The organism is Zooshikella ganghwensis DSM 15267 (assembly GCF_000428585.1).
GTDB lineage: Bacteria > Pseudomonadota > Gammaproteobacteria > Pseudomonadales > Zooshikellaceae > Zooshikella > Zooshikella ganghwensis.
The window spans coordinates 1-14230 of record NZ_AUAF01000122.1 but is presented as its reverse complement, the minus strand read 5'-3'; the positions used below and the strand labels follow the sequence as shown (position 1 = coordinate 14230).

The window sequence follows — 14230 nt, the reverse complement described above, 5'->3', positions numbered from 1 at the left end:
GCTATTGCCGAGGAGCATTTAACTGCCACCCCAGTCATTTAGTTTATCTAAACTCCTGGGGCTTCATCGCTCGGTGGCCTCGCCTAAATAACCCTTCTCTGAGAGTGGTTGGCACTTCATTTTGACACCTAAAAATGATTCATTATGGGTATACTACAAAATCAATTTTTCTAAAGCCCCGTTATAAGCGTGACTGGCTATCGCAATAAATAACTATGACAAAACCTTAATTAACATCAGTATCACTGCAACAATACATAAACATAACGTGCCGTACCGTATCAGTGTTTTATTCACATAATCGACTACATGATAAGCGATATAATTACCCATGAGCGTAGCAGGCAATAAAGGCAATGATAATAGTAAATACTCATAAGTAAATATACCCATAGGTATCAAAATCATTAGTGATGTTACACAGCTAAAAAGAAAAAAACCTGCCAGATTTGCTCTGATAAAGCTTGCTTTTTCACTTTGTACCACAAGTGCAACAGGAGGCCCACCAATAGACGTACTCATTCCCATCACACCTGACAAGAAACCTGCCCAGAACAAATTACGGTTATTAACGGGTAATGAAAACTTGAACAGATTCATTACCACTGCACATAAGATTGAAATGGCAATTAATATTGCCAAATAATGCTGACTAGCAACGACTAATAGTCCCGCACCAACAATACATCCAGGAATACGACCGATAATAGCCGACTTTAAGCCTGAAATTGATAAAGATGACCTAAATCGATACACATTAGCCAAACAGTTAAATAAAGCAGCAAAAATTATAGGGCCGGGAACATACTCAGGATTTAAGTAAAACAAAATGGGTGCCGCAATAACGGCCATACCAAAGCCGATCACTGTTTGTACAAATGATCCAAAACAAACTTTCAGCACTGCAACAAATAACATACTCCAAGTATATCCATCCCCCATGTTTAACCCTCTTAGACCGAATACAGTGCTAAAACCTTTCCAAATAACATTGAGCAAGACCAACAATTTTACTCATTTAAGAAAGAGATTACAAAAACTCATTACACGATATGATTCGTTTAAGAATCAATGCATATTTGATGGGCATTATGGGGAGTTCAGGCTAAGATGCTTTATACATTAGCTTATGCAATGATAACATTACATGAATATCTGCCTAATTTGACAATGGAAAGGCAATCAGAAAAGCTCAATCTGTAGTATTATTTAAATATTTCTGGCGAATATTATCGTACTGTCCACTACCTTTAACCTTTTCCAAGGCTTTTCTTAAAGTATAAACCAAATCTTCTGGCGTTAAAATACTCATGGCCATATAGAGCTCTGAAGATAGCTCTTCGATATATAGTGCACGCTCGAAATCTGCAATATCATACCCTAATTGTTTCACTGAATAGCTAAATGCAATTTCATCGAATGGGGTTAGATGGATTCGTTCATTCGCCAACATAATGAGATTTTGCACATCACTTTTTGATAAAATCAAGTGATCTCCAACCTCAAAGCCATACCCTAGCAAATAATCAAGTTTAACATCTTTAGGTACACCACCCGTTAGATACTGTTTAGCTTGCTCAATTTTATGTATTTGAATATCTTTCCGTTTTTTTAATTTCCACAGATAAACACTATAAGGCGTAATCGTTCCAATCCATTTAAAGTGATGTTCTCGCTCACGGGTCCGAGCAATCGAATAAATCAATACATTAGTTTCTTGCAATGCTCGCTTATAAGCCCGAGCCCAGGGGTACATTCTAATTTCAGCTTTTATTCCAGCCTCTTTTAATACAAGCCTGACAACTTCAGTTGCCATACCTTGCACTTTCTTATTCTTATCTAGGTATTGAAACGGAGGAAAATCTTCAGTAACCACATCCAGTGCATAACCATATGCCAACGTATTCAATAACAGTGCTACGACTATTAAAAGTAACTTATGAACGTTATTACAAACATACATAATCACATATCATTCTCCAGTCTAGCTTGCCAAATTCAACTCAATAAAAAAGATACTGCCTATAAAGCTATGAAGTACCCGACGAAGTCTAATTTAATTTGTTACGGCACGGTAATGGGCTAGTAAACTAAGGATAGTTTGATATACTAATTGTGTAAATAATAATACAGCCTAATGATCTTGATCTGTAAATTCATTTTTTAGGGCACATATTAACGAATAGTCATTTTTTTACTTATGTGGAGCTACTCATCAATATCCCTACTGCACCCTCAGCGTAATTGCATATAAAAGCAGCATATGATGAATATTGACTGTACTAATACATTCATGAATCAATTTGTTAATCGCGCAGCAGAAGACCATCCTTGGTCTCTACTGCTCACGATTCACCGAGTAGCACCTGTTTTACAAACAAGTCCAACCATTACCAATCAACATTTTGCAAACATCCAAAGAAGGATTGACCGCGTGTCCATCGCGGCATTACTATCACTCAAATTCAGCTATCATTCCCAATACTATGGTAAATATCCATACTCTTAAGCCATGAAATGAGTACTTTAACTGTAGTTGAGTCGTTATTAATAGGCATTCCACCAGTCATCTTTAAGACAATTTCTTCATACCGGTCACTTTCATCCCCAACACGCTCATAAACAACACAACCTGCAGGTGGTGCATCATAAATGACTTGTCCTTCAAAACTATATTTACCTTTTATACCCTGCTCCATTAGCTTTTTATACTTTACAAGCACTGCAAAATCTATATAGCCTGCTCGCTCCACCTTTTTAAACTTATTTTTTAATACTGGGGTCGAAATAGAACGACCATCTTTGATGTTTTCCGCTGTCACAAACTCCCAATAATTCTCTGTAAAATACTGATATACCTCTCCTCGCTCATCGATTACATAACCTTTCATCTTAAAAAATTCAGGTAACCACAGGTACATAGTAATTTGATAGCAGTCGATTATTCGTTTTCCCAAATCAATCTTTACTGGCTCTGCTTTAGCACTTATAGCCAAACCTAAAGATATTAGTAATGATAAAAAACGATTAACCTTTTTCACAAACAACTCCTTTTGCCTCATAAGTTATTCCAAAACATGTGCAAGGGCAGCAATCGGCTTTGCTTTAAGCGTATATTTATTAAAATTGTTAAATCGCTTACTACGTAAGTACAAAATCATTATATTTAAAGAAAATAATGCTAGATAGTCTTATCCATTGACACAAAACAATACTCCTTACTCCTTGTAGTTGCTTTTTAAATTAATTCAGGAATAACATATCATTATTTTCATAATAATGACCAATTAGTTTTACCATTTCGCTGAATTGCCTACCAGCATACAGTGGTATAAGGTATACCACTTGAGAAAGGAGAAGTATTTTTATACTACGCTAATTTCCAGATAAAATAATAAAAAACTAATATAGGTTTATCGTAACATGACGTTAAAATCAGTATTTGTAGCTGCCCTAGCCCCCTTAACTCTATCAACGACCCTCTTATTTTCTCAAGTGACAACCGCCGCAGAAGTTCCCCCAGGAACAAAGCTTGCTGAGACTCAACACTTAACGCGTGGTATTGGCGCTGAGCCAAGCTCTCTTGATCCTCACTTAGTTTCTGGTACACCTGGCGGGTTTGTTGTACGTGATCTTTTTGAAGGTCTAACAACCGAAGATCCAGACGGTAAAATTATTCCTGGACAGGCCGAACGGTGGACCATTAGTGATGACAAAAAAGTATATACATTTTATCTACGCAAGAACCTTAAATGGTCTAACGGTGATCCTGTCACCGCACACGACTTTGTTTTCTCCTTTCGCCGTGCTGTTGACCCTAATTTAGCCTCTCCTTACTCCTGGTATATTGAATTGATTGGTATCAAAAATGCCAATGAAGCTTTGCGCGGTAAAGTTAAACCAGACACTATTGGCGTCAAAGGCATAGACGATATGACCCTTGAAATAACGCTCAATCAACCCACCCCCTATTTTACCAAAACATTAGCACATTATACGACTTATCCTGTACACCAAGCCACGGTAAAAAAATTTGGCAAAAAATGGACACTACCAAAAAACATTGTTTCTAATGGCCCATATAAACTTACTAAGTGGGTTGTGAATGAACGTATAGAGTCAAAGCGAAACCCACACTATTGGGATAATAAAAAAACAGTTATCGATCGTGTTACTTATTATCCTATCGAGTCTTCCAATACAGAACTAGATCGTTACCGGGCTGGTGAATTAGATATCACACATACTATTGCTGAAAATCACTACAAAAAGCTTAAAAAAACCATACCTGATGAAGTAAAAACACACGGTATAGTGGCTACTTATTATTACACGCTTAATTTACTTAAAAAGCCATTTGATGATGTCCGAGTCCGTAAAGCCCTATCACTGGCCGTTGACCGGGATATTATAGCCAAAAAGGTACTGGGACTAGGTGAAATTCCAGCGTATAACTACATACCACCTTATGTTGATGGCTATGAAGCTGTTGACTCACCCTATGCCAACATGACACAAGAAGAACGAATTAAACTCGCTCAAAAATACTTAAAGGAAGCCGGTATAACAGAAAAAAATCCATTAAAATTTCAAGTGATATACAATACATTAGAAGCTCACAAAAAAGTGGCTATTGCACTTTATTCCATGTGGCAAAAAAACCTAAAACATGTCAAAGTTGAAATATTAAACCAAGAGTGGAAAACCTTTCTCACCAACAAGGAGGAAGGTAACTTTGTCGTCGCAAGAGATGGCTGGAATGGTGACTATAATGAAGCATCCACTATGCTCAGTACGTTACTCAGCTACAGCAAACAAAACTATGGCCGTTGGAACAATAAAACATTTGACCAACTGTTTACTAAAGCAAGCGTAGCTGATAACCCCAGTTTATACTACCAAAAAGCAGAAAAGCTGATACAAGAAGAGATGCCGATCATTCCCTTATACTACTACGTTTCCAAAAATTTAGTTAAACCCAGCATTGGCGGATTCACTAACCGCAATCCACTGGATAATTTCTTATCCAAAGACCTTTATAAAATTCAACTTTAACGAAGAATATGACCGTGGCCTCAAAAAAGGGGCTACACTCATGCTCTGAATAACAGGCATAAAAAAACGCAGCCCTGCCTCAAGTAGAGTTTGGGCTGCGTTAAATCATCGGTTTTCTCGCTTAACTGCTCTCCTCCTAAGATTGCGTGCCTGGTATACCGAAGTATACCAGCACACACCACCTGAGGTGTTAAATTTCAAGCAGCATATCGCGGGCGGAAGTATACGACAGATTTTGTGCTTCTGCTACACTCTTGCAGGTAATTTTACCTTTCACAACGTTCAATCCGTTCAAAAGATGTGGATCTTCCTCTAAAGCGCGTTTAGTGCCTTTCTCTGCTAAGGCCAGAACATAGGAAAACGTTGCATTATTTAATGCGAGAGTTGATGTCCGTGCTACTGCACCTGGCATATTGGCGACACAGTAGTGAACCACATCATCCACAATAAAAGTCGGATCCTGATGAGTCGTAGCCACTGAGGTTTCTGCACAACCACCTTGATCAATAGCCACATCAACAATAGCTGACCCAGGCTTCATTTGCTTAATGTGCTCACGGGTGATCAATTTGGGCGCTGCAGCACCAGGAATTAACACACCACCTATCACTAAATCAGCCTCAAAGATATGATCTTCAATGGCCTGTGCTGTAGAAAATATCGTTTTAATACGGTTTCCATAGTGTTGGTCTAAGCGACGTAATACATCAACATTTTTATCTAAAACTATAACGTCTGCCCCAAGACCAACAGCCATTGCGATGGCATTCTGGCCTACAACACCACCACCTAACACAACCACTTTTGCTGGCTCTACACCTGGAACCCCGCCTAACAGCAATCCACGACCGCCACAATATTTTTCAAGACAGTGAGCTCCAGCCTGAATGGACATACGTCCAGCAACTTCAGACATAGGCGCTAATAATGGTAAACGACCAAAACTATCGGTAACCGTTTCATAAGCAATACAGGTTGCACCAGAGGCAATCAAATCATTTGTTTGAGGCACATCAGGTGCTAAATGAAGGTAGGTAAAGAGCGTCTGCTCCGCTTTAAGCATCTTCCGCTCTACAGCTTGCGGTTCTTTTACTTTCACGATCATCTCAGCCTGTGCAAACACAGCTGCCGCATCTGCCACAATGGAAGCACCAGCCCGAGTGTAATCATCATCACTAAAGCCCACACCATCACCAGCTGTAGTTTCAATTAAAACTTGGTGATTTCTCTGGGTTAGCTCACTCACCACAGCGGGTGTTAAACCAACACGGTATTCATGATTTTTGATTTCTTTAGGTACACCAATCAACATTGTCTACTGCCTCCCTTATACTTGGGTCATTAGTCCAGCATTAACACTATAGCTGTTTGTTGAATGATAAATAGCTGAATTTGTTGCAGAAAATTTTCACAAGTTTAGCCCAAAAAGCATAGTGATTCTTATTATAATTTCTAAATACACAGTGATATCATCTATTTAAACCACTTTAATCAGTAATATCAACTAGACTCATTATTCATTTATCAAGCATTGATCACATCCAAAGTGCACTTAATAAAGGATCTCAATCGTACTGCCTATTTATTGCTCCCCCATTTCACCCCAAAGTCACTTAACGCAACAATTTTTTTCCCACAATTACACCTGTATTGTTGCCAGGAGTTATCCGCAGATGGGAAAATGTATTTTCAGGTAGCCCTCCAGCGTGAAGAAAGGAATTTGCCAATACCCTCCTTTCGTATTAGGAAGCTTTCTCTAAGTTGTCGTTTTTAGCCTAGGATTAAAAGCAATACGACGGTTGTTGGTTTCGTTAAACACGCAACGATAAAACTTGAATGCGGCTCGTGACCCATTACGTGTTTGCTTATAGCTTTTACGCTGGATATATCTATTAACAAAAAGAGTGGATGTTTATTGTGAAAAAATTACTGTTTATAGTTGTTATTCTCGCCATAGTGATTGCTGGAGGGCCTTTTGTTTCAGGCCTTCAGGCTGAAAAGCATTATGACGCAAGTGTTGTCCAATTAGAGCAGGCACTGCAAGAATACCAACACCTGATCAGCTATTCAGTCAAAAAAGACTATCAACGGGGCTGGTTTCAGTCACAGGCTTCAACAGAACTACAGATTTCGCCTAAAGATGAGGCCCCTATCACCCTTAATATGCAGCACAGTATTCAACATGGTCCCATATTTTGGGGTAAAAATCCTCTCTTTGGTTTAGCCAGTACAACAACTGACCTACAATACTCAGCGGAAGCACAAGAAGCCATCAGCATGCTCTGGAAGGATAAAAAACCGTTAGTGATTTCCAGTGTCACAGGTTTTTCCGGAGAAACGACATTTGATATCAAACTGACACCTTTTTCCCTTGAAGAAAACGGTAACAAAGTTGAAGTTAAACCCGCGCAAATCACCGCCAGTATTACGCCACAAGCCGATAAACTTAATGCATCAGGTCATTGGCAAGGTATGAGCCTCAATAGCCAGGATGGCACCCTGAATATGGGAAAAATGACATTTAGCTCTGATAAAACACGTGTCCTAGAATCACTTTGGGTGGGTGATGATCAAGCCGATATTGACTTTTTAACCTTTTCTGAGCCTAGTGGTGCAGCATTCCGCCAAGTAAATCTTCAGGGTTTTTCAATGACCGCCCACTCTGAACTACAAGCTGAAGCCATTAATGCAAATGCAAATTTACGATTTGCCGCTGTCACCATTGATAAGGAAAAGCTAGCGAGTGATATTATCCTCAATTTAAAGCTTAACAATATTGCTGCTAAGCCCCTGGTAGCTATACAACAAGTGATGACAAATTGGCAGCAGCAAGCTTTACAGCAAACTAACCCAACACCACCTGACTTTGCCCAACTGCAGCCTCATTTTCAGGCTATTTTAAAACAAGGCCCTTCTATCGAGATATCCAAGCTGCATGCAGCAACACAAAAAGGTAATGTTGATGCTGACTTACTGGCGTCCATTAAGACAGACAACCCTATGTTACTGAGTAATCCACTCTTTATGCTGGGTGCTATTCAGGCAAAAGCCAATGTCAGTGTACCTAAAGCTTTACTGATGGAGTCACCGATGGCACCTCAACTGGAAATGTATATTCAACAGGGTGTTTTAAACGAAGAGGCTGGCCAACTAAAAGCTAAAGTCGATTTCACCGACGGCAGCCTAACCATTAATGACCAAAAAATGATGTAACCTCTCTGACTGTGCCCCCAAAAAATACCTGGGGGCCTCTTTCAGGCGGTTACTGCCTCCCATCAACCACCGCCTGCCACAAGCTTTGTCATATCATCCTCGTAAACTCCAAAATATACATGCCCACACAGACATAAAACAAAATGAATATTTCATTTTATCTCGGTATTTAGGGTATTTTGACCAAAGCGCCTAAAAATAAAATATATATTTCATTTTTGGGCACTTTGCGCTATAAAAAAACATAATAAGGTTCAATATGAAGGGGCTGTACTATGACCAGCATACCACCAGAAACGCTGGCAGAACTTGAAGCGGAAATCACCTCCAGACACAAAACATTAAGTAAACGCCTGCGTCAAGTTGCCCATTTCATGCTTGAAAAACCAAAAGATGTCGCATTTGGTACTGTTGCAGTGATTGCTCATGAAGCAGATGTCCCCCCTTCAACCCTTGTAAGGTTTGCTAATGCCTTTGGTTTTCGGGGGTTTAGCGATATGCAAAAACTATTTCGAGCAAAACTGGTTGAAGATACACCTAGCTTTAACGAATGGATTCGACTCGCACACAGTCAAACACACTCCAGCCAGCATAACTCTCCAGTGAAAATCCTTGAGGAGTTTACCACCAGTAATATGGTGGCTATGGATCAGCTTATAAAAGAAGTAAATGCCAACGATTTAGAAAAAGCAGTCAGTATTATTTACCAAGCACAAACCACTCATATAGTGGGCTTTCGACGTTCATTTGTTGTTGCAAGTTACTTTGCTTATGCTCTTCGACACATTGATCAGCGTGCATTTTTGATTGATGGTGTAGGTGGTATGTACCGTGAACAAGCAACAACGTTAGCTGAGAATGATGCACTGATTGCAATAAGTTTTAAACCTTATGCCACAGAAACTCAAGATACACTTACTGCAAAACCAAGTGGAGTACCTCTGATTGTGATTACAGATAGTCAACTAAGTCCACTGGTACAATATGCTGACGTCTGCTTTGTAGTGAAAGAAGCTGAAGTTCGCTCATTTCGATCACTCACAACATCACTGGGTCTAACACAAGCCATAGCTATTAGCTTGGCCTCTCGTATCGAAGCAGAGATGAAGGGATCATTCCCTACATTAAGTTAATAAAGGAAACTGTAAAAAATTCTGTGTAACCGCCTAAATAATCCCCATCAATATAATTCCACTATTGCGATACGAAATTACCTAAAATCAAGGAATTTAAAAACAGCAAAATAATACGCATTAAATAGCGAATTTTAACTAGCATTATGTAAGAAGATAACCATATTCCAATTAACGTTAACAACCCCATTTATTATCATCTCACCAGCAAAGACAGTCTATATAATCACACACTTTTAACCAGTATAACCGAGACAAAATGATACATTATTAATCACCTCAAACTAAATTACCCTGCTATAGTTTTCATATCTCCAATCATAAGTCTTAAATAGTTGAACTATTTTTTAGCCTAATAAAACATTAAATCTTTTCCGCAGTTAATTTCTAAATATATTAACAAGGAGGTGATAGCCAAACGAATATGTATGATTTTTTTAACTTAAAACATACTGTAAAGGACTACAAAATGAAAAACACATTAAATACAACACTAGCTCTATTTATTTCGTCTACACTATCTTGTGCCATTTTTGCCGAAAACATCACAAATTCACATATTAATTATTCAGATGCGAGTACAACCAGCAACTTGGACGGCCCAGATCGTCCTGATCCAAAAGATAAAAAAAGAAAGCCTCGCAGGCCCCCACCCATGCCCCTTCAAGCATTTGAGGATGTTAATGGTGATGGTAATTTAGATAAAGTTATTGCCACACATATGTCGCCAAGAGCCATGTCAGTGACTTTTCTTGGAAATGGTGATGGTAGCTTTTGCAAAGAAGGTTTAACACATAACCCTGCCTACTTACCTAAAAAAGCAATAAAAATGGTTAACTTTGCAGACCTTACTAACGATGGAAGAGTTGATAAAATAGTGACCGCATTCCCTCCTCCGAAGAAAAAACCTAGACGTCCAGAAAATGATATCAATGGAATTAATGATAAAGATAAACCCAAAAGACCACCAAAACCAAAAACATTTGTATACCTTGGGCAAAGTGATGGTTCTTTTGCAAAAACACCCATGGGCGTTATTGAAGAATAAAACACTATAAAAACAGCAGTGTACTGTAGACTGTACCCATACAGCGCATGAAATAACTTGCGCCTCACGCAGTAGATGACCATCCTTGGTCTCTACTGCTATCAGTGCTCCTGATACCTGCTCGACAAGTAACTTTATTTAAGTACTGCACACCCACTTCTTTGCCGATACTCAATCTATACATTAATTTATCTCATTTTAGATACTGAAAATAATGTCTTACATTTAGTACAAGAGAGTTGAATTCCAGGTAAATCAGGATTTTTATCATAACGTTCATTTTTTGTTACTTCAGAGATATTGAATCGTTGTTCGCAACTAGGGCAATAACAAAAAACCTGATCACTCACCATTTCGATATCCGCTACTGGTACAATGTCATTATATTGAGCTGTCAAACTGTTTGAACCTGATAATAATTCAATCGGGATAGGCACTACGACCGTTGACTTATCACTGCTAATATCGCTAAGTGTCTGTAATATTCTAAGAGTCATAGCACCAGGTGAGGAGGCCAAAAGACGTGCCGCCTTACAGAAAATATCTGCTGTTATTTGATCTGACTCGGCTTTAATGCGCTGGGCAGTGGCTTCTTTTTTTGCTTCTGTCTCACGCATCATAGCCCGCAACAGATTTGGTTCCATACTGGCATCTGTTAGACGTATGTCTATATCACCCAATCCCCACTTCTTGGTTGTTCCACGAATAACATCCTCAATTTCAGCTGCTATTGATGCTTTTTGCCCTCTGACCTCTTCAATGGTTTTTGTACCGATCACATCAGAAATTGTTGTCAGGGCTAACTGTTTAATACTTTGCTGATAGTCAACCACCTCTAGTAATGCTTGCTCAGAATCAACAACACGAAAATGTACTGTACCTGATATTGTAACCGATACATTACCATTTAAAACGACTTGTTGATTAGGTAAATCAATAGTTTGAATACTACTTTTTGTGGTATAAATTTTTTGTAAAATAGGGATACAAAAACCTAACCCAGGAGCAACTTGACCCGAAAACTTACCAAGTGTTAACCTAACACCCAGCTCATCCTGATTAACCACATAAAACCCCAAAAATGTGATTACTGATTTTTTCATAAATTAATTTTACCTTATGATTAAACACTCAATCATTAGTTGCTGAGATATTCCCAAAACGAAGATTTGTTAGAGGAGCTAGTCTGACCTGTTAAGGGTCCAAGAGAGTATGCGCTATGAATAACTCCCATAAAAATGGTTCGTTATGAGTAAATCTTACGACATTAACCAGAGCCTAGATATTTACTAACCTCTCATATTATACAGCATACTTATCTATCTACCTTGCTGCTTAGTAGAAGGAAGACTAAAATATTAAAGTCTATGAATAAGTTATACTCACGATTGTAAAAGGAGCTTAAACGACGCCAGACTTAGTTTATAATCGAATTACTCAATATTTAGGTCTACATATTAGGACCCGTCATGAGCATACTTTTATACAACATTAACAAAGCTCGATTTTTATGTTACATCTTTTATATCATATCTATTACCAGTATATTACTTATATCACCTTATTCTCTTTCCAGCCCAGAAAATACTACAAAACCATCAATCAACATTGCTACCGTTCATTGGCCTGGCTATACGAATAAAGATGGCAGTGGTTTATACTTAACCATACTAAAGTCGATCTTTGATGAAAAAGTAGTGACATTAGATATTTCACTAATGCCTTACCGTAGAGCACGCTATTCAGTTGAAACACTGCAAAATGATATTTTCTTGGTAGAAAGCGAGTTTACTAGATCGTTTACACTCATCTACTCTCATATTCCCATAGATATTGGTAATGTTGATTATTTTCATAGTCAGGATACATTTTTTAGTGATGCAACGTCCTTTTCAGGAAAAACCCTGGGATGGGTAAAAGGCTATGAGTTTCAAAAAAAAATTAGCTTACCAGAAAGTCACTACAACACTTTTCATGTTAATGATGTTCTTCAAGGTGTCAAAATGTTAACCCAAGGACGTCTTGACTACTTCATTGACTATGATGAGGGTATAAAGCAAACTGCTCATCAAAACAATATTGATATTAAAAATTTCACATTTACACAAGGCTTTCAAGAAGTCTACCTAGTTGGCTTTTCTTCAGATACCAAGGGTAGAAAGCTCAGAGTTATGTATAACAATGGTATGAAAATGCTTTTTTCAAGTGGTCAGCTAGAAAATATACTGTTTGAGTATGGTGTAATACCTCAAATTATCGATGAACAACAAATTGCTACTATCTTGAATTATTACTCAAAACTATTTAGTCAAATTTAATCTAATATCAACTTTTTTAAAAAACAGACACCCAAAATTAAGTTTTTTTAGGGGACCTGGTCTGGTCTATTTAAGCCTGTTAGGTTAAGTACTCTGGGTAGGTAGCGCACGTCAAAATGATTCATGAAAAATATAGTCGAACAAAAAGATAGGTAAGTTTTTTTGTAACGCCAATCTCCTTATGGGCACTTCTAAAAATGCACCTTTTTCATAATAGCTGTGTCAGCACTGTACTCAAATTCTCATGTCTTCCTTATACACTGCGGTTATCCGTGCAGTACTTCCTTGCTTTTGCAAAAAAATCACTATTTTTAGAGGTGCCCTTATGAACGCTTACAGCAGTTCCTTTCCATTAAAAAAACATATAGGTATTTCTTTAGCTATCGTTTCATCAATCATTCGAAAATTAATAGCAACCCTAGGCTCTGGGCTACCTGCAACTGTACGATAGTAAACTACACAGCCACAGTTTTTACAGTGTACAAACGCTATCTCATTATCACCCCATGAATAACATTTCTCTCCAGCAGAGCCTATACTAATTTCAACCTCATCTGGTTTATAATACCCCCATAATGCTTGATAACGGCTACAAATGGAACAATTGCAGCTTGTAACCTGTTCAGGTTTTGCCACTTCCACTTTAATATTTTCACAATGACAGTACAGTTTCATGTATTCTCTCTATTTCTGTATAAAAATATGCACTATTAATAGTGTTTCATGATAAATCACTGATAATACTAAGCACTTTGTAAACTTGCTATCATCAACAAGATTTAAAGATCATTTTCAGCTGCCAATTTAGACAACATCATTACTTTGGATGTTTTAGTTTTCCATAGAATCTACTTAAAACTCAAGCTTGGTCTAAACTAGATAATCTGTAATATTAAAGGATTTTTTTCATGCAACCAAACTAATTGTCAACAGCAATTGAATTTTGACCCACTTTTCTGGTAATCCAGCAATTTAAAACTGACCCACCCTACGTTTGGTTTCGTTAATTGGTTATTGTTACGTTGGTATTCATTTCAGGTGTAATACCAGCCATCTTTTTTCCCCTTAATCGGTAACTATGGCCGCTAATTTGAACTATATGTGCGTGATGTAAAAGACGATCTAAAAGGGCTGCAGTGAGTGTTTGGTCATTGGCAAAGGCTCCTGACCATTGCGAGAAGGGCAGGGCAATCGCATATAAAAATACAACAAAATCAGTATAATAGGATGATTAGCAACTGACTTAGAGCATCACATTGGAAAAAAATAATACAATTGCAGATCATTTTAGTCACTTAGACGACCCTCGAGTTGAACGCCATCGTCGTCATACGTTGGTTGATATCATTACTATTACGATTTGTGCTGCGTTGTGTGGAGCAGATGATTGGGTTGCTATTGAGCGATTTGGTAAGGCCAAGGAAGCATGGTTTCAAGGCTTTCTAGAATTGCCTAATGGGATA

The 14230-nt window shown here is 38.1% G+C and carries 12 protein-coding genes and 1 pseudogene; 6 read left to right on the top strand and 7 right to left on the bottom strand.

From position 1 onward, the window contains the following. Positions 1 to 213: 213 nt before the first annotated feature. The 3 genes from F607_RS0119950 to F607_RS0119940 all read right to left on the bottom strand — a co-directional run bounded on the left by F607_RS0119950 (position 214) and on the right by F607_RS0119940 (position 3041). Positions 214 to 918, bottom strand: coding sequence for a sulfite exporter TauE/SafE family protein (locus tag F607_RS0119950; protein ID WP_038291899.1), 705 nt, complete (start codon positions 916 to 918; stop codon positions 214 to 216). Between the two features lie 274 nt (positions 919 to 1192). Continuing rightward, the gene (locus tag F607_RS0119945; RefSeq protein WP_038291898.1) at positions 1193 to 1963 is read right to left on the bottom strand and encodes a substrate-binding periplasmic protein; all 771 of its coding nucleotides are present in this window, start codon (positions 1961 to 1963) and stop codon (positions 1193 to 1195) included. Positions 1964 to 2465: 502 nt separating this feature from the next. Continuing rightward, a complete protein-coding gene (locus tag F607_RS0119940; protein ID WP_038291896.1) occupies positions 2466 to 3041 on the bottom strand; it encodes a hypothetical protein in 576 nt (191 codons plus the stop codon). Between the two features lie 382 nt (positions 3042 to 3423). On the opposite strand from F607_RS0119940, the gene F607_RS0119935 reads away from it, so the two are divergent. Then, positions 3424 to 5055: a peptide ABC transporter substrate-binding protein gene (locus tag F607_RS0119935; RefSeq protein WP_084611343.1), complete on the top strand. Its 1632-nt coding sequence runs from the start codon at positions 3424 to 3426 to the stop codon at positions 5053 to 5055. Between the two features lie 190 nt (positions 5056 to 5245). Here the strand turns inward: F607_RS0119935 and ald are convergent, their stop codons facing one another. Continuing rightward, positions 5246 to 6367, bottom strand: a complete 1122-nt coding sequence (gene ald / locus F607_RS0119930; RefSeq protein WP_027709497.1) for an alanine dehydrogenase — start codon at positions 6365 to 6367, stop codon at positions 5246 to 5248. Between the two features lie 605 nt (positions 6368 to 6972). Here ald and F607_RS0119925 point away from each other — a divergent pair. The 3 genes from F607_RS0119925 (at position 6973) to F607_RS0119915 (ending at position 10449) form a co-directional block, all read left to right on the top strand. Beyond that, positions 6973 to 8268 carry a YdgA family protein gene (locus F607_RS0119925; protein ID WP_169719826.1) on the top strand — a complete coding sequence of 432 codons (1296 nt, stop codon included), beginning with the start codon at positions 6973 to 6975 and terminating at the stop codon, positions 8266 to 8268. A gap of 275 nt (positions 8269 to 8543) precedes the next feature. Further along, on the top strand, positions 8544 to 9401 hold the full coding sequence (locus tag F607_RS0119920) for a MurR/RpiR family transcriptional regulator (RefSeq protein ID WP_027709495.1): 858 nt from the start codon (positions 8544 to 8546) through the stop codon (positions 9399 to 9401). Between the two features lie 469 nt (positions 9402 to 9870). Beyond that, positions 9871 to 10449: an FG-GAP repeat domain-containing protein gene (locus tag F607_RS0119915; protein WP_169719825.1), complete on the top strand. Its 579-nt coding sequence runs from the start codon at positions 9871 to 9873 to the stop codon at positions 10447 to 10449. Positions 10450 to 10637: 188 nt separating this feature from the next. Here the strand turns inward: F607_RS0119915 and F607_RS0119910 are convergent, their stop codons facing one another. Next, positions 10638 to 11552 (bottom strand): SPFH domain-containing protein, encoded by a 915-nt coding sequence (locus F607_RS0119910; protein ID WP_027709493.1) that lies wholly within the window; start codon positions 11550 to 11552, stop codon positions 10638 to 10640. A gap of 366 nt (positions 11553 to 11918) precedes the next feature. Here F607_RS0119910 and F607_RS0119905 point away from each other — a divergent pair, with 366 nt between their 5' ends. Further along, on the top strand, positions 11919 to 12767 hold the full coding sequence (locus F607_RS0119905; protein WP_027709492.1) for a transporter substrate-binding domain-containing protein: 849 nt from the start codon (positions 11919 to 11921) through the stop codon (positions 12765 to 12767). Positions 12768 to 13100: 333 nt separating this feature from the next. Here F607_RS0119905 and F607_RS0119900 read toward each other — a convergent pair whose 3' ends face one another. Together F607_RS0119900 and F607_RS33700 are read right to left on the bottom strand one after the other, a co-directional pair. Beyond that, positions 13101 to 13442 carry a GFA family protein gene (locus F607_RS0119900; protein WP_027709491.1) on the bottom strand — a complete coding sequence of 114 codons (342 nt, stop codon included), beginning with the start codon at positions 13440 to 13442 and terminating at the stop codon, positions 13101 to 13103. Between the two features lie 328 nt (positions 13443 to 13770). Beyond that, positions 13771 to 13953, bottom strand: a pseudogene (locus tag F607_RS33700) (ATP-binding protein); the annotation flags it as partial. 64 nt (positions 13954 to 14017) lie between these two features. On the opposite strand from F607_RS33700, the gene F607_RS30685 reads away from it, so the two are divergent. Further along, the coding region (locus F607_RS30685) for a transposase family protein (RefSeq protein ID WP_420864436.1) at positions 14018 to 14230 on the top strand (213 nt) is incomplete at its 3' end.